Genomic DNA, 16,723 nt, shown 5'->3' on the forward strand with positions numbered 1-16,723 from the left:
TATTTTACACTTTATCAATCACTTGCAGTAAGTTTTCTTCCTGTTGAGATGATTGTAAACAAATTACTTATCCAGATATTTCATAAATTTACGGAACCATTATGGTTTTAAAATTGGTTCCAGGTGAAAATTCACAACAAAAAAAAGTATTTAAGCTTTCTAAAATTCAAAAGAGACTTTCAGGAATACGGACTGGAAAAGGCGCGAAGCTACGAGCTTGTCCTCCATTGGCTGAACAACAGGCTCAGCCGGAATCAGTTTCTGGTGCTCTCCGGAATTCTTGTGGGCTGTACGGCCGGACTTGCCGGTGTCGTGCTGAAAACTCTGGTGCATACCATTCACAATTTTATTACCCATAATGTGCATTTTGAATATCAGATCTTATTTTATATTGTCTTTCCTTTTTTAGGAATTGTACTTACCACGGCTATTGTGATCACTCTATTTAAAGGTCAGGACAGGAAAGGGATTGGTGCAATTTTGTATGAAATTGCCCAGAATTCAAGCATCGTGGCTTCCGTAAAAATGTATTCCCAGATTATTCAGAGTGCAGTAACGGTTGGGCTTGGTGGTTCTGCCGGTCTGGAAAGTCCTATAGCAGTGACGGGAGCTGCCATTGGTTCCAATTATGCCCAGACCTACAGACTCAGCTATAAAGAAAGAACGCTTCTGTTAGCAGCCGGAGCTACAGCCGGGATTGCTTCAGCATTCAACGCACCGATCGCAGGGATTATGTTTGCCTTTGAAATCCTTTTAACCGGGGTTGTTTTCACGGATTTTATTCCATTGGTGGTTGCTGCGGTGTGTGGAAGCCTTTTATCAAGGGTTTTGCTTCAGGAAGATGTACTTTTCAGATTCTATACAAGAGAGGCTTTTAATTACAGGAATGTTCCTTATTATCTGATCCTGGGCATTGTAACCGGGCTGTATGCTCGTTATTTTGTTGTCATTTCTCAGAAAGTGGAACATTTTATCAAAGGCCTTAAGCTTTCGAGGATGCGTAAAGCCATGTTCGGAGGTTTGGTGCTGTCATTGCTATGTGTTCTTTTTCCGCCGCTGTTTGGTGAGGGATATGAGACTGTGAAAGCTTTTACCAACGGAAATACGCATTCTATCATCAGAAACAGTTTTTTCAGATATTTTGAGATCGGCAATTGGACCATTATTATATTTCTGGTGCTGGTATGCCTTTTAAAGGCTTTTGCAACGTCTTTTACGATATTCAGCGGTGGGAATGGCGGTAACTTTGCTCCGTCCCTTTTTGCGGGCGGTACGGTAGGTTATTTGTTTGCCATTGTTTGCCAGCAGATCGGGTTTACCGATGTTCCGGTAACGAACCTTGTTCTGGTGGGAATGGCCGGAGCCATGAGCGGGGTTCTTTATGCGCCTCTTACGGCGATATTCCTGATTGCTGAATCCAGTTTCGGGTATGATCTTTTTATTCCGCTGATGATTGTCTCCATTATGTCTTATCTGATTGCCAAGTGGTTTTCCCCGATTTCTCCGGAGCTGAAATCCCTGGCTGATGAAGGAAAAATACTGACAAACAAACATGATAAAAACCTTCTCTTTGCATTGAGAACGGAAGATTTTATTGATCAGTATTCGGAGAAAATCAATGAAAATGCCTCTGTCACCGAATTGTTTGAACTGGTGAAAAACGGTAATAAAAATATTTTTGCAGCAACCGATGAAGCTGGAAAGCTGAAAGGAATTCTTACGCTGGATGATATCAGACCTTATCTTTTCAACATAGAAACTGAAGGCTCCATGATGGTTTCCCAGATTATGAAAGCTCCGCCGGCCGTTATTCACAGAGAAAACAGACCTCTGGAAATTCTCCAGATCTTTGATGATACCGGAATGTGGTATCTTCCCGTAACCAGTGAACATAATGATTTCATAGGGTTTATCTCAAAATCGTCTATTCTGATGAGCTACAGGCAGCTTTTAAAAGAATATTCCGATTAATTTTTTTAACCACAAAAGATTTCAAAAGTTTTATTTTTAAGTTAAACACATTGAGAATAAAAAGTACGCTTATGTTAAAAATATTTTCAATCATCTGCGAAAATCTGAGTAATCTGTGGTCAATAAATTTCAACCCAGAATCTGGGCAATCTGTGAGAACTAAAAAGCCTTTAAAAACATAGAAAGCGGCCTGAAGGCCGCTTTCGTAATATAATCAAATATCTTTAAAGCTTAAGGACAAGGGGTTTGAGAATATCCTCCATTGCTGTTTGGCTTGGCGTTTATTTTCTTGAAATTTCCATTGCTGTCCATTTTGGTCAGTGCAATTCCTGAATTGTATTTATCCAGTACATACGCCATTCCTGTTTCCCTGTTCGAAATATTTATATAATCTGAAAACATGTTTCCGGAGAAATTAGGAGCAAACCCAGGAACCTGGTGCTGCGGAACATTGGCAATAAATGAGGCAAATAAATTCGGGTTGGTAATAACCAGCGCATAAACTGTCCCGTTAGGATTTACTACATATCTGGTATTAAAACTCGGGTGGCTGTTGTAATATTGTATCATGCTGTAAACGTCTCCAGCAGACGGCGGCGAATTTTCAGGATGATTATGGATATCAGCTTCAGGATAGTTGTACGGATTGTTGATACTACCCTGATTGGCATTCAATTCCTGTACACCCGTTGCTTTAAGCTCACCGTTGGGAGTATCTCTTCCAAGACCTACCCCATTTTCTTTTCCGTTCTGGTTGAAGTTATTCAGAATTCCCTGTTTGGCATCACTGAACTTTTGGTTTTTAGAATTGTCCGTAGCTTTTTGCGAGCCTTCTTTCGCTTTGGTACAAGGATCATTCGGGTTATTGGTTGGTGGAATGATCACAATAGGAGGAATCGGCGGACCTGTCGGAGGCTGCGGATTTGTTGGCGGATTAGGCACTGTGATTACCACTTCTTCAATAGAGCCGTGGCATTTTTTTCCACAGGAATCCATATCTCCGTCTCCTGAGCGTGCTGAAGAAATATCTGAAATAATTTTCCCGTCAACCACCTGAATCTGGTATCTCATAGAGCCTTCCAGTGCGATGTAGGTTACATTTCCGGTCATTTTTTTCATAATCTCGTGAGCTCCGAGCCTGTGGTCTTCCGCAGAAAATTTCTCAATGGCTTCAAATTTCCATAAGTGGCCGGAAACTTTATCACCATCAATTCTGAAGGTAAGCTCTTCAATCAGTTTTTCACTTTCGTTTTTTACCGGAACTGAGATCAGAATCACATTGTTCTCATGTTTGAAAGTTCTGGCATTTTCCCATTCAATCTGCTTTCCCGAAATAACAGCCATATCCTTTGCATAGTTCTTTCTGATGTAAGAAAGTGGATCTTCCTGAAGCTGTACCGTTTCAGTTTCACGTTCCAAGGCATCATGAGCACATCCCTGCAGGGAGAATAAAGACAGCATGCTTCCCAAAAGGAAGAGTGGCAGCAATTTTTTCTTCATAGTTTTTAGTATTTAAAGGGCGCAAATATAAAATAAATCCTATAAATGAGAAATAAAAAAACAAATAGTTTTCTCAGAATTAATAATAGATTCATGAGATATTCATGAACGCACTTACTTTTATCTTTGTTCATATTCCATAAAAATATCCGTTCAGTATACCGAACGGATATTTTTATAAAGTTGAAATAATTTTATTTGGTTTTATTAGCCGGATTGGAAACAGGTACGCGGGTAAACTTAATAGGATCAAGAGTGGGTTCCAGCTTGGTGGTTATAGAGATTATTTTCCCTGCATCATCCGTTTGAAAATTAAAATTAGAATCTTCATCAGCATCTTTATCTACCACATTATTCTTAACCTCCATTGGGGTAAAGATGTCGTAATGCCTGTGTGATAAATAGAATTCTCCTTTTGGAGCCTGAGCAAAAAGAGAGTCATTTTTAACCGTAATATGAAAAGTTCCATATCCCGGATGCCTGTAATCTCCCGCAAAATCCTGTAAGGCATGGGATGGTTTTGTACCGGTTACTTTAGTTTTTGAGGTTTCTTTCTTTGTTTCGGTAAGCTTTTTCTTAGCCTCAGTCTGTTTTTCTTTCAGATAGGCAATCCAGTCGGTTTCCTGAGTGGCAAGTAAAAGGTCGGAAGCAATATTTCTGGCCAGTACAGGCAGCATGGATCCATTCTGATTGGTAAGCACTACCATTCCGATATGATCGTTGGGAAACAAAGAAACATTCGCTGAAAAACCATCAATATTCCCTCCATGTTCCAGACGGTAATGCCCTTTGTATGAAGAGACAAACCAGGCATATCCATAGCTGTTAAGATGCTGGTCAGGAAATTTCGGATCAGCAACTCCATTGATGATAAACAGCGGATTGATTGCTTTTTTCACATAAGCTTCCGGAAGTACCTGCTTTTCTTTATACTTCCCTTTATTCAGCCATACTTCTATCCATCGGGTCATTTCAAGAGCACTGCTGTTGATGCTTCCTGCAGGACTCATAGCCGCAATATTATAATAATCCATGGCTTTAGTGGTTTCCATATTTTTCCATTCATAGCCTGTCGCCATATTTTTTGCCCGCTTCATTTCTGCATAGCTCAAATTGGAGTTTTTCATTTCCAGAGGAATAAAAAAACGTTCCCGGATATTATCTTCCCAGGATTTGCCCGTAATTTTTTCCGTAATCATCCCCTGAATAAGATAGCCGAAATTATTGTAATACCACTGGGTACGGATGTCTTTGAAAGGCTCATGATATTTTATTCTGGCTAAAAGACTGTCCCTGTTTTCTATAGGAAACAGATACCATGACATATCATGTCTCGGCAGTCCGGAGCGATGGGAAACCAGATCTTTAATGGTAAGCTCAGAATTAAGCAGATCATTGTAAAACTCCAGCTTTGGCAGATATTTCCGTGGTCTGTCATCAAAGCTCAATCCATGCTCGGCTTCCATAATTCCCAGCAGACCGGTTGTAAATGCTTTAGTTGTGGAGCCAATAGCAAATAAAGTATTCTCGTCTGCTTTTTGTTTCTGTTCTATATTACTGTACCCGAATCCCTTACTATACACCACTTTATTATTTTTAACAATGGCAATAGAAAAACCGGGTGCATGCGTTTCTTTTAATAAAACTTCAAGCTTATCATCCAGCTGTTTGGTTGGAAAAGAAGTTTGAGAAAATGCGAACGTGCAATTGAGCAGAAAAACAAATAGTATACTGAGCTTCATAAAAATGTATTTTCACAAAAGTAATAATTTGTTATCCATACTGAGTTATATAATTAACAGTTTACAGAATGTTCATAATGATCCTGTTATCTTGCTTTTATCTCATGATTTTAATGTAATTTTTTCTCCTGGGAATACAAAAACAGCCTCCGCAATGGAAGCTGTTTTGATCTATCAATTAAAAAAAATACGGTTACTTTTCAGCCTGAGGAATCTCAATAGCTGTAAGCACCAGTTTATATTCCTGCAGCTGCAGTTCTATAGTTTTCAGTCCGTTTTTAAAGAAATTTGAGGTATTAAACATCTGGTGATAATACTCAATACCTCCCAGCACATTCTTTTTGAACGTGTTCCATTTCTTGGTCTGTGAATTTGTAATCTGCACGGAAGAATTGCTTATTTCCTTTTTAAGATAATCCACATACATTTTCAGTTCATTGATGAACATATTCGGGCGATGATTATCAGGAAGGATGTTGGTATTTCCATAGATATGCTGTACCATTTCCGCAAGGGAAACTTCTTTATCAAAAAAGGCAAGATTAGGTCCCGGACATATCACAACACCTTGCTTTTCACCTTTTATTTCAAGGTTCTGTTCCATGTAGGCAGCATTCACCAATCCTACGCATAAACAGGCTTTATCGGTAATTTCAGTCTTTCTTTTATTAAATTCCGCAGCGGTAAGTTGAGGATCGGCTTCAAGTTCTTTCAACTTAATATCCTGATACTTTTTAGAAGCTGTACACGTTCCCTGCGGCGAAAATTCTTTGCTTAAGGCCAGCAGTTTTTTAGGACATGAACTTCCATATTTTCCGGCAGCTTCTTTCTGCTCTTTTAAAAGCCCGTTGGACGTTCCTCTTACTGTATTGAAAGGCACTCCCAAAGGCGAGATATTGCTCAGATAGAAATCTTTTTCTCCCGATTTTAAAAGTAAATTCCTTGTTTCGGTATCCACAGAAGTCGCTTCAGGAACCAGCAGAAACGGAGATCCCCATCCCACACTGTCAACCTTATAATTGTCAAGAAGAAATTCATGCTCTTCCGAGGTCCCTACGCCGCCCTGAACGGTAATTTTCATTGCCAGAGGCTCAGAAACCGTATGTCTGCCTTTTTGTTCCAGTGCTGTGATCATTAATGCATGGGCCGACTGGATCAGGTCATTCTTTTTCTGCTTAAACTCTTCCATAATAGGCCCAAGCAGCATTCCTTCCGTGGCAAAAGCGTGTCCTCCGCAGTTAAGTCCGGATTCTATCCTGTATTCGGAGATCCACAGGCCTTTTTTCGCGAGAAAATTCCCCTGGATCATGGCGGAACGGAAATCGCTTACTTTAAGAATGATCTTCTTTTTCAATAGCCCGTTCTCATCCGGAAAGAAATCATCAAATTCTTCGATATAGCTGTACAGACGTGGATTCATACCCGCAGAAAGTACCATGGAAGAAGATAATTTACTTTGCGCAAAACCACGAAGCGAAGCATGGGCATCATTGAACATCACCGGAAGCTGCTCATCCTTTTTGTAATTGTCTTTGTCAACTTTCGTCATGATGTTGACGTCAATACTTCCCGGTTTTAAATTGGATTCAATGAAATTTTTAATGTTTGAACCTAAATGATCTTTCTGATTCACAAGGTTCTGAAGCCCGGTTTTCAAATCTGAAGTGTTCGGCAGTATGGCCACGAAATTCTTTAAAGCTTCCCTGTTTTTGGTGATTTCCTGCTTGAAAGACTCAAATTTTTCATTCACGATATCATCTACCATATTCAGATAATCCGTAATTCTTTTTGCCCTGTAATCTTCTGTTTTGGTAGAAATTCCTAAATAATCAAGATTGAATTTCCTGTTGTAAAAACCTTTCATTTTTTCCAGGATCTCGTCATCGATAATGGAAATAACGGAAGAAATTCCATATTGGGCAACACGGATCGGGCTGTCTATGGTATACGCCAGACCCATCACCGGAATATGGAAATTGTGTAATGGTTTATGTGTCATTTTATTTTGATAAAAATTCTTTCTCTCACATCAATTAAAAATCCCGGAATATTCGCTCTTATTGAGGAAAATTATTCATTCAGAACTTTTAATAGACCTAAATTTAACATTTTAATATTAGCTATGCATTAAATAATACTTGTAATATCGGAAATATGTTAAATATCATTGTTTATGAAAGAATCTACCAAGCCTATATAACAATCGGCTCATAATAAATTGAAAAACTATTCAAAATCCAGAAAGCCCTCCGCCAGTTTTTTCCACTGGATTTTGGAAATCCCTACCATTCCGCCTGCGGCTACAAAAAGGTTTCTGACAATATCTATCAATTCTGCATTAAGATTAGGACTTTCATTACGTCCGTATACTGCCGCTTTTAAATGATCCGGAGTTCTGGAAATCATAAAAGTAGATGTGGCTTTAGGACTGTAAAAATGGGCAATATGATGATTATGTTTGTTTTTTGGATCTTCGGACGGTCTGCAGGTGATCATAATGCTCTCACTTCCGGGGCTGCTGTCTTCCTGAAAACACAGATCGGTAATTTCTACCCAGTCGTATCCTTTTGATTCTTTTTCTCCCGGGCCGGGAATATCTATCCGTATAAAATCGCCTTTCTGAGGAGGTCTTTCTGTTTCAGTTCCTTCACGGTCAAAAAGTCTGAAATCTGCAAACCCTTCACCGCAATAGCTTTTCCATTTGCTTACAGAGAAGAATCTTTTTTGCAGGATTTCAAATTTCAGCGGAAGAAGTCCGGGGTCAAATTGTTTTTTACTTTCGGTGTCGTGAAATCCCCCATACTGCTGCTCCGGGACACCATTCATCTGCTTCGGTTTCATTGTATTCAATTTTAAGCTAAATTAAAAAAATCAAGAGAGGATCTTTATGAGCAGAGTCACAACGGGACTTCTGAAAAAATAAAACCTCTCAACTGAGAGGCTGGTTTTAACACGTAATGTATTGAGATATATGGAATTATTAATGCATGATAAAAGTAAAAAGAATATACAGTTTATTTTATGACTGCAGTCATATACGTTAATTTCATGATGAATTTGTTAAAGTTTCCATATTATACCTTCTTTTTATAAAGTAATATATATTTTTGGCTTGAAATTTATAACCTGTGAAGGTTAAATTAATTGAAATATTGTACTGACCCGCAAGCTGTTTATACGCCTATGATAATCGATGAAAAACTTTTACTTTCGTCAGGAGCCGAATTGATCACTTATGCATTGAATGAGGTGGTTTTTAAAGAAGGTGATACGCCTAAGTATTATTTTCAGATTAAAACCGGAACAGTAAAGATCGCCAATTATCATGAAGATGGCCGGGAAGTGATTCACAGTGTTCCTTTTGACGGGCATCCCCTTGTAGAAAGCTCCTTATTTATTGATAAAAATTATCCTGTAGATGCCATCGCGATGACCCCTTGTGAAATCTTCAGGCTGGATAAAAATAAATTTCTGGAAATTATAACCAGCTCTCCCGATCTTTTTTCAAAACTGTACAGCTACACCGCGGAAAGGATGTATTACAGGCATGTGATGCTGAATAATATTTCTGCGCCTGATCCGGGAACCAAAGTAAAACGGGTGATGGACTGTATGAAGGATTACAACCAATATACCGCAAAATATTCTTATCAGTTTCCTTTTACCAGACAGCATCTGGCCTCTCTTACCGGATTGTGTGTAGAGACGGTGATCCGGGTCGTCAAGAAAATGGAAAGAGAAAAAACAGTACGAATAGAAAACGGTAAAATATTCTATTGAGCAACACTTCTCCAAACTCACCTTGCTAACAATTTCAGTAAATAACTTAATTATTTCTGCTCTTTTTGCAAGTGCAGTATTAAAGGATTACAGATAAACGAAAATAATTATCATATTGATAACCGCGCTGATTTTTAAATAGAATTAATAATTTTTAATATTTATGCCTTTATGATGTCTTGCGTAATATAAATTTTACTTATATTTGTGGATCGAAATAATTTTTTTTCATCATTTGTGTTTTTTTAAGGTCTCCTCACTTAGGGGACCTTTTTCATTATATGTACACGTAATTGTTTATTTCATGTTTAAGTGAAAATACGGAGCTCTGAATTTGGTATTTTCTACGCAAGAATATTTCCCTTTAAAGAGAGAACTTTGGTATGTTAAACAACTTAAAACATTTACACCATGTCAACATTCAAAATTAATATCATTGCAGGTCCGCTTTGGAGCAATGATGAAGCACAGAAAATCGGAGGCCGTATTGCCGCGGCCCATTTAGGCAAATTCACCGGAGAGTGGAAAACTATTGTCGAAGGCCAGATGAGCGTTATCGAGGTTGAATACAATACCCAGCCTTCCGGAAGTACAGAATACACAATGCCCGTTTTAGCAGGACCTATCTGGAGCAATGAAGATGCGAAGGAAATATGTCCTTCAATATGTGCTTCTTACGGAGGTACATGGAACGGACAGTGGAAGACAGTCGTTGAAGGCAAAATGAGCGTTTGCGAATGTACATTCAGGTTCTAGGATCCTGTTTTAGATTAATACAGATCTCCGGGGAAACCTGGAGATTTTTTTTTGCTGTGATAATAATTTTAAAGCTTAATTACTGGGTTGTTTTTATAAAATCCGTAGGCCTGGACTGCATCACAGACTGGAAGCTTCTTGTAAATGCCTGAAGACTCTTGTAGCCCACTGCATAAGCGGTTTCCGAAATGGTAAGATCTCCGGCGCTCAGGAGTTCAAGGCTTTTTATAATTCTCAAAATCTGCTGGTATTTGCTCAGCGTCATGCCCGTTTCCTTTTTAAAGATCCGTTCAAGGGTTCGTAATGAAAGATGGGAAACATCGCTAAGGTCTTCTATTTTAATATCTTCCTGATAATGGCTGTGCAGATATCCAATGGGCTGAGACAGCCGTTTGTCCATGGGAAGTCTGATGTGAAGCTGTAGTGAATGCTCCACAAATCTAGGCAATTCATTGAAAAGAGCTTTTAAAAAAAGGATCTCATCAGGATCATTAATCATACTTTTTGACCATCTTTCTGAATATCTGATCATCTCTTTTAAAACGGCAGGTACTGAGAAAACATTGATCTCATGGTGAAAAGAACTGTGCTCATCTGTTTCTGCAAACATAATCATCAGCCTGATCTTTTCCGAATGTGAATTGGTTTTATGAATGGCACCGGGAGGAATCCACGCCGCATGATTCTGTGGAAGCAGATAGATCTTTCCATCCACCGTAATATATTGGAAACCGCTTTCCACATATACCAGCTGGCCTTTTTCATGGGAGTGAAGGATGTCATCATGCCGCCAGTTGTCTTCAAACCATACAAAATAAGGTTTATCCAGTTCATCAAGATTTATGGTATCGTGTGGATTCATGTCGTTTTACGTTAAAACTTTGGCAAAATTAAACAAAACAACTGAATTAATTTTGCATTAAATATGTATTGTATGATGAAAAACGAAACAAGAAAAAATGCTTCTTATGTTTTACTGCTGATTAATGTGCTGGTTGTGATTCTGGTTTCCAGCAATCTGAGATCCCCTATTATATCCGTTTCTCCGGTTTTGGGTGACATAAAAGAATCTTTGAAACTGGACAGTTTTCAGGTCAGCCTGCTGACTTCTATTCCACTGTTTATGTTTGCTACCTGTTCTGTTCTGGTGAGCAGATTTTCGCATAAGTTCAGCATCAGCAGATTTCTGATGTACTCTTTGATTATTCTGAGTTTTGGACTGTTTCTAAGAATTACAGGCTCTCTATGGATGCTTTTTGCCGGGTCGGTTTTTATAGGCCTTGGAATCTGTATCGGAAATGTAGTGACGCCCGGATATATCAAGAATAATTTTCCTAAACAGATCGGGCTGATGACCGGGATTTTTGCAGTTTCTATGAACCTTACGGCAGCACTGGCTTCAGGTTTCAGTGTAAGAATCGGGGAATGGACAGGTTTCGGATGGCGTGGTTCCCTGGGAATATGGCTGGTTATTGCCGGACTTGGATTGTTTGTACTTGTTCTTGAGCTATTATTTAATAAGAAAAATTCCGCGCAGTCAAAAACAGCACTTACAGTCTCCGATTTTAATATGTTTAAATCTGCACAGGCCTGGAATATCAGCCTGTTTATGGGTCTGCAGTCGTTGTTTTACTATTGTATGATGGCCTGGCTGCCCTCATTTCTTAAAGATTGCAATATGCAGGGTGAAAGTACGGGCTGGGTGCTTTTTGTGATCCAGATTACGATGATTCCTATTGCTTTCTGTGCCCCGATTATTGCCGGAAAAATGAAAGACCAACGTATTCTTATTGCTTTGATCTGTACTTTAATGTTCGGAAGTACGATAATGTTTGCCTGGCTTCATTCGCAGTGGATCTATGTCAATGCAGTGATTATCGGAATTTCTAATGGACTGTCGTTCAGCTTATCGATCCTTTTCTTTTCAACCCGAACAAAAAACAGCGCGAATGCCGTAAAAATATCGGGGATGGCGCAATCCGTGGGTTATCTGATTGCAGCTTTCGGACCGCCGGTTTTTGGAAAGCTGCACGACTGGGATATTTCATGGAAAAGTTCTTTTTATTTTCTGAGTTTTGCAGTAATACTGATGTTCTACTTCGGCATGAAAGCGGCGAGAAATAAATGTGTTGAAGATTAAAGATGAGGCTTTAGGAAAGGTTGTCTCAAAATAAGGCGACCTTTTTTCTGACTAGGTACCCAATAACATTACTGATACCATTAAGCGCGGCTTCTACCACCAGCTTCATCACTGACAAAGTCAGAATTCTTTGCCTTCCTCAGATAAAACGGTTTGTTAGATAAGCTTTGCGATAAAAATCCTATATTTTTAGAGCTGCAAATTTTTTTTTGGATTCCGGTTTGTAGTGGATTCTTAGAAATACAAATTTTAGTAAGCTTAAATTAAGGATTTAACGCAAAGTTTCCATGAAATATATGTTTGATTTAAGTAAAGCAAAGAATTCTGACTTCGTCAGTGATGAAGCGTAAATAAAACATTCGCTCATACAAAAAAGGCTATCCCTTTTGAGACAGCCTCCTACTCCAAACCGGAACTTCCAGCTCTTCCTTTTCAATTTATTCTTTTTCTATTGCTGGATTCTACCCATTCCTCTTTTTGACATTTGGGACAGTTTCCGGCATTTCCTTCGGGTTTATGTTCTGTATGGCCGCAGAAAGTACAGGAATAATAACCTTCCTGATGAATATTTTTCAATAAATTTTTTAAAGAATCAGGCATAATGGGAAGTCCGTATTTCACATCTTTATCTTCGTAATAAAACACGCTGATCTCACCGGAACTCTCTTCAATAGCTGTTTCTACCTGTCCAAGCTGTGAAACACCTTTCAGTCTGAGTTCAGCAAAGAATTCGTCGCTGCCCAGATTTTCCTTTTTAAAATTATCAATGGCAAATTCACCGTTGCGGATCAGACAGATAGGACTTCCTTCCACCAGTTTTTCGAATTTCTGACTTCTCCCAATGAAAAAAGTAACAATGCTGTATAAAAAAATAATGACGATAAAAACAAGGATGGATGAAATAATGCCCACATCTTTATTGAACATCGGGTCGCCCGCAGCAGAACCCAGCCCGATGATGACAACCAGCTCAAAAATAGACAGCTGTTTTACGCCCCTTTTTCCCAAAACCCTTAATCCTATGATAATGGCAAGAAACATAATGGCAGTGCGGAGAATGATTTCCAAAAGAAAAGACCATTCTTCGTGGCCGAGAAATAATTCCTTCCAGTTGAGCGCTAAGAAAAGCAGGGACATCATAGATATTAATTTCCAGAAAGCATCCAAAAAATGCGCCATTAGTGGCTTCGGGCAGAAACCACTTCCCTTTTCAGTTAATCAAAAGAATACATTTCCTCATCCTTTAAAATAAAACATTGGTCCTGCAGATTATTTTCATTGATTTTCTCCTGAATAAATGCGCGGTCTTCCTTACAGTGGCTCACTGCCTCAAGATGTGTAACCAAAACGGAAGCTTTCGGAGCGTATCTGCACAATTGGATAATATCCTCACTGGTCATAATGATGGGATCTCCCACTACAAAGGTTGCGGCACCTCCTGCAACAATGATGTGCTGTGGATGATGCCTGTCAATTTCCGCAGCAATCCCTTCATACCAGATGCTGTCGCCAACGATGTATATGGTTTTTTCTTCTGTTTTAAAGACCAATCCGTTAACCAGTCCCATCTTATCTCCTATTTCTCCGGTTCCGTGGCGGCCTTCCGTTATAGAAATGTGGATATTTTCCCAGGTTACAGCATCTTTAATAGAAATAATATTGTTGAACCCTGCCTGTATAATCTGTTCCGCGATGCTTTCCGGACAGATTAACGGAATGCTTTTATCCAGAAGTTCAATGGCTTTACGATCCCAGTGATCGGGATGAAGATGGGTGACTGCCACAGCATCAATTGTGGACAGTTTCTCCTTTAATTCTTCTTCAGTGAACGGAAGATCAACCAATGGATTCAAAAGTTCATTATCGGTCATTGGAAACGGGCCGAGAGCGCCTTTTTCCCCAAGCATGGGATCAATTAAAATATTCTTTCCTCCCATCTGAAGTACTAATGTGGCATTGCGCCATAATTCCATTTTCATTTTGCTTAATTTTGTTTTACAAAGCTATTGTAGAATCAAGGCTAAATAATAGACGGTTACCAAAAGGTTCACCATAAATATTTTGTAACGGATGAATTTTGAAGAATTTAAAAACTGCGGGCTCAGGCGAAGCCTGGATATTCTTTCCGGAAAATGGAAACCCCTTATCTTTCAGAATCTTTTTGAGCAGGATCAGGTGCGTTTTATAGAATTGTGGCGCAATATGCCCAGGGTTTCAAAGAAAGTCCTTTCGGAGCAGCTTAAACAGCTGGAGGAAAATCATATGGTTCAACGGATTGAAGTTTACAATTTTCCTCCGGAAGTTTATTATAAGCTTACGGATAAGGCCCGTGAATTAGGTCCTATTCTCGATCAGCTGCATCAATGGGGCAATGAGCTTACTCCCTGAACAGATCCAGAACCTCCAGAATATTCCGGTAAATAAATTCCAGTTCCTCTGACGTAATGCAATACGGCGGAACCAGATACATGATATTTCCGAGCGGACGCATGATGATTCCCCGCTGCAGAAATTCGTCATACAGGATCTTTCCGGTCCCGTTAAAGTAAGAGGTATTCTGTTCGGTTTTATATTCAAAAGCGAGAATTGTCCCGGTCTGACGGATATGCTGAACATTCGGATGCTGTGCCAGAATTTTTGAAAAATCTGCATGCTGTCTGCTGATGCGGTCAATTGAGGCTAAAGTTTCTTCCTGTAATAAAAGTTCCATACTCGCCAATGCCGCAGTGCACGCCAGAGGATTTGCTGTAAAAGAATGTCCGTGAAACAACGTTTTATATTTATCATCAGACAGAAAAGCATTGAAAATTTCCTGCGAACAGGTGGTAATTCCCATAGGCATGGTGCCGCCTGTCAGTCCCTTTGAAAAGCACATGATGTCCGGTACTTCGGTAAGGTGATCGGCTGCAAACAGTTTTCCCGTTCTTCCGAAACCTGTAAATACTTCATCCTGAATCATCAGAATTTCCTGACTTCTACAGAATTTCATCAGTTCATCAAGATGTTCGGCCTTATACATCAGCATTCCTGCGGCGCCCTGAACCAATGGCTCATAGATAAAACAGGCTGTTTCCTCTGCTAAATCTTTAACCTGAGCTTTCAGACGTTCCAGATTCTCAGCATTGGGCGTATCGATAAAAACCACTTCGAAAAGCATACTTCCGAAAGGTTTTGTCCATACACTTCTTCCGCTCACAGACATAGCCCCGAACGTATCTCCATGATAAGCCTCTTTGAAAGCCAGTATCTTTGTCTTTTCCTTCCCTCGGTTATAGGCATACTGGATACACATTTTCAAAGCTGCTTCCACTGCTGTAGACCCATTATCCGAATAAAAAACCTTTTTCTGATTCTCAGGAAGCAGTTTTAATAATTTTTCCGACAACTGAACAGCCGGCTCATGAGTAAAACCCGCAAAAATAACCTGCTCCAATGTATTCAGCTGTTGAGTAACCCGTTCCGCTATGTAAGGGTGTGCATGCCCATGCAGCGTCACCCACCAGGATGAAACAGCATCAATATATTTTTTCCCTTCATCATCATACAGATAAACTCCTTTTCCTTTTACAATGGGAACAGGATCTCCTGCTGTTTTCATCTGGGTGTATGGATGCCAGTTGACGGCTTTGTCTCTTTCTGCAAGGCGGGATTGTGTTAATGTATTCATTTGTAATAAGAAATTAGAAATTAGAGGTTAGAAGTTAGAGATTAGAAGCCCTGTAACGGGTATTATCCCAAAAACCAGCAACATGACTCTCCATCATTTTAGAAATTAGAAAGTTCCGTAACGGCATCATACCCGAACCACGAAACCCAAAAACTCGAAACTCGCACCCCAAACCAGAAACTAGCAACAAGTACTCTCTTTCATCTTCATCGGTTTCAGGCCCAGTTTTTCCAGCATCTGCATGTCTTCGGAAACGCCCGGATTAGGTGTTACCAGTAAGGTTTCTCTTTCGCCTGTGAAAATAGAATTGGCTCCGGCCATAAAGCACCAGGCCTGTTCTGTTTCATTCATTTCGATACGTCCTGCGCTCAGTCTTACCATTGATGAAGGCATCACAATTCTGGCGGTAGCGATCATTCTTACCATTTCCCAGGTATCCACTTTCTCGTTATCTTCAAGCGGTGTTCCTGCTACCCTTGCCAAAGCGTTAATAGGAACGGATTCCGGATGTTTAGGCATAGTGGCCAGTGTTAAAAGCATTGAAATTCTGTCTCTGTGTGTTTCTCCAAGGCCGATAATTCCTCCGGAACAAACTGTTATTCCGGCTTTTCTGACATTATTGATGGTGTTAATCCTGTTGTCGAATGTTCTGGTTGAAATAATTTCTTCATAATACTGTTCAGAGGTATCCAGATTATGGTTGTAAGCATATAAACCTGCTTCCTGAAGACGGATGGCCTGTTCTTCGGTAAGCATTCCCAGCGTACAGCAAACTTCCAGTCCCAGTTCATTCACTCCTTTTACCATATCGATTACCCTGTCGAAATCACGGTTGTTTCTTACTTCACGCCATGCAGCCGCCATACAGAAACGGGATGAACCGCTGTCTTTGGCTTTCTGGGCATGAGCAATAACGGTTTCTGTAGGAAGTAATGCCTGAACTTTAATATTGGTGTGATAACGGGCTGCCTGACCGCAGTATGAGCAGTCTTCAGGACATCCTCCCGTTTTGATGGATAATAAAGTGGAAATCTGTACTTCTGATGGATCATGCCATTCGCGGTGAACCGTTGAAGCCTTATAAATCAGTTCAAGAAGAGGCTGGTGGTAAATTTCTTCAATTTCTTCTTTCGTCCAGTTGTTTCTGATGGTTGTTTTTTTGTCCAT

General features: G+C 39.7%; 14 protein-coding genes. 5 read left to right on the forward strand and 9 right to left on the reverse strand.

Annotated elements, in window-relative coordinates; genetic code table 11:
• Positions 1-123: 123 nt before the first annotated feature.
• A complete protein-coding gene (locus JET18_RS09260) occupies positions 124-1,971 on the forward strand; it encodes a chloride channel protein (RefSeq protein ID WP_202090320.1) in 1,848 nt (615 codons plus the stop codon).
• Between the two features lie 231 nt (positions 1,972-2,202).
• On the opposite strand, the gene JET18_RS09265 is transcribed toward JET18_RS09260, so the two are convergent.
• The 4 genes from JET18_RS09265 to JET18_RS09280 form a co-directional block, all read right to left on the reverse strand.
• Entirely contained in the window at positions 2,203-3,471 is a 1,269-nt protein-coding gene (locus tag JET18_RS09265) for a hypothetical protein (RefSeq protein ID WP_202090321.1), read from the reverse strand.
• Positions 3,472-3,665: 194 nt separating this feature from the next.
• Positions 3,666-5,213: a serine hydrolase gene (locus tag JET18_RS09270; protein WP_202090322.1), complete on the reverse strand. Its 1,548-nt coding sequence runs from the start codon at positions 5,211-5,213 to the stop codon at positions 3,666-3,668.
• A gap of 193 nt (positions 5,214-5,406) precedes the next feature.
• Positions 5,407-7,212 carry a hypothetical protein gene (locus JET18_RS09275; protein ID WP_202090323.1) on the reverse strand — a complete coding sequence of 602 codons (1,806 nt, stop codon included), beginning with the start codon at positions 7,210-7,212 and terminating at the stop codon, positions 5,407-5,409.
• A gap of 227 nt (positions 7,213-7,439) precedes the next feature.
• A complete protein-coding gene (locus tag JET18_RS09280; protein WP_202090324.1) occupies positions 7,440-8,054 on the reverse strand; it encodes a hypothetical protein in 615 nt (204 codons plus the stop codon).
• A gap of 342 nt (positions 8,055-8,396) precedes the next feature.
• Between JET18_RS09280 and JET18_RS09285 the strand changes: the two genes are divergently transcribed.
• Entirely contained in the window at positions 8,397-8,993 is a 597-nt protein-coding gene (locus JET18_RS09285; RefSeq protein WP_202090325.1) for a Crp/Fnr family transcriptional regulator, read from the forward strand.
• A 411-nt stretch (positions 8,994-9,404) separates the two neighbouring features.
• Positions 9,405-9,749, forward strand: a complete 345-nt coding sequence (locus JET18_RS09290; RefSeq protein WP_202090326.1) for a mannan-binding lectin — start codon at positions 9,405-9,407, stop codon at positions 9,747-9,749.
• Positions 9,750-9,828: 79 nt separating this feature from the next.
• Here the strand turns inward: JET18_RS09290 and JET18_RS09295 are convergent, their stop codons facing one another.
• Entirely contained in the window at positions 9,829-10,611 is a 783-nt protein-coding gene (locus JET18_RS09295; protein WP_202090327.1) for a helix-turn-helix domain-containing protein, read from the reverse strand.
• A gap of 72 nt (positions 10,612-10,683) precedes the next feature.
• Between JET18_RS09295 and JET18_RS09300 the strand changes: the two genes are divergently transcribed.
• Positions 10,684-11,889, forward strand: coding sequence for a CynX/NimT family MFS transporter (locus JET18_RS09300; RefSeq protein ID WP_228728508.1), 1,206 nt, complete (start codon positions 10,684-10,686; stop codon positions 11,887-11,889).
• A 432-nt stretch (positions 11,890-12,321) separates the two neighbouring features.
• Here the strand turns inward: JET18_RS09300 and JET18_RS09305 are convergent, their stop codons facing one another.
• Entirely contained in the window at positions 12,322-13,029 is a 708-nt protein-coding gene (locus tag JET18_RS09305) for a DUF421 domain-containing protein (RefSeq protein ID WP_228728509.1), read from the reverse strand.
• 74 nt (positions 13,030-13,103) lie between these two features.
• Positions 13,104-13,868, reverse strand: coding sequence for an MBL fold metallo-hydrolase (locus JET18_RS09310; protein WP_202090329.1), 765 nt, complete (start codon positions 13,866-13,868; stop codon positions 13,104-13,106).
• A gap of 91 nt (positions 13,869-13,959) precedes the next feature.
• Between JET18_RS09310 and JET18_RS09315 the strand changes: the two genes are divergently transcribed.
• Positions 13,960-14,277 carry a winged helix-turn-helix transcriptional regulator gene (locus tag JET18_RS09315; protein WP_202090330.1) on the forward strand — a complete coding sequence of 106 codons (318 nt, stop codon included), beginning with the start codon at positions 13,960-13,962 and terminating at the stop codon, positions 14,275-14,277.
• Here the strand turns inward: JET18_RS09315 and bioA are convergent.
• Positions 14,267-15,556 (reverse strand): adenosylmethionine--8-amino-7-oxononanoate transaminase, encoded by a 1,290-nt coding sequence (gene bioA, locus JET18_RS09320; RefSeq protein ID WP_202090331.1) that lies wholly within the window; start codon positions 15,554-15,556, stop codon positions 14,267-14,269. The two genes, JET18_RS09315 and bioA, sit on opposite strands and share 11 nt — an antisense overlap.
• Positions 15,557-15,736: 180 nt before the next feature.
• Positions 15,737-16,723, reverse strand: coding sequence for a biotin synthase BioB (bioB, locus tag JET18_RS09325; RefSeq protein WP_048507779.1), 987 nt, complete (start codon positions 16,721-16,723; stop codon positions 15,737-15,739).

The organism is Chryseobacterium endalhagicum (genome assembly GCF_016745235.1).
In the GTDB taxonomy this organism is placed as follows: Bacteria; Bacteroidota; Bacteroidia; order Flavobacteriales; family Weeksellaceae; genus Chryseobacterium; species Chryseobacterium endalhagicum.

Coding starts and splice junctions, on each gene's coding strand:
- JET18_RS09305 (WP_228728509.1), bottom strand. CDS start 13,029: ATGATGTCCCTGCTTTTCTTAGCGCTCAACTGGAAGGAATTATTTCTC.
- JET18_RS09315 (WP_202090330.1), top strand. CDS start 13,960: ATGAATTTTGAAGAATTTAAAAACTGCGGGCTCAGGCGAAGCCTGGAT.
- JET18_RS09275 (WP_202090323.1), bottom strand. CDS start 7,212: ATGACACATAAACCATTACACAATTTCCATATTCCGGTGATGGGTCTG.
- JET18_RS09265 (WP_202090321.1), bottom strand. CDS start 3,471: ATGAAGAAAAAATTGCTGCCACTCTTCCTTTTGGGAAGCATGCTGTCT.
- JET18_RS09310 (WP_202090329.1), bottom strand. CDS start 13,868: ATGAAAATGGAATTATGGCGCAATGCCACATTAGTACTTCAGATGGGA.
- JET18_RS09290 (WP_202090326.1), top strand. CDS start 9,405: ATGTCAACATTCAAAATTAATATCATTGCAGGTCCGCTTTGGAGCAAT.
- JET18_RS09295 (WP_202090327.1), bottom strand. CDS start 10,611: ATGAATCCACACGATACCATAAATCTTGATGAACTGGATAAACCTTAT.
- bioA (WP_202090331.1), bottom strand. CDS start 15,556: ATGAATACATTAACACAATCCCGCCTTGCAGAAAGAGACAAAGCCGTC.
- JET18_RS09270 (WP_202090322.1), bottom strand. CDS start 5,213: ATGAAGCTCAGTATACTATTTGTTTTTCTGCTCAATTGCACGTTCGCA.
- JET18_RS09280 (WP_202090324.1), bottom strand. CDS start 8,054: ATGAAACCGAAGCAGATGAATGGTGTCCCGGAGCAGCAGTATGGGGGA.
- bioB (WP_048507779.1), bottom strand. CDS start 16,723: ATGGACAAAAAAACAACCATCAGAAACAACTGGACGAAAGAAGAAATT.
- JET18_RS09300 (WP_228728508.1), top strand. CDS start 10,684: ATGATGAAAAACGAAACAAGAAAAAATGCTTCTTATGTTTTACTGCTG.
- JET18_RS09285 (WP_202090325.1), top strand. CDS start 8,397: ATGATAATCGATGAAAAACTTTTACTTTCGTCAGGAGCCGAATTGATC.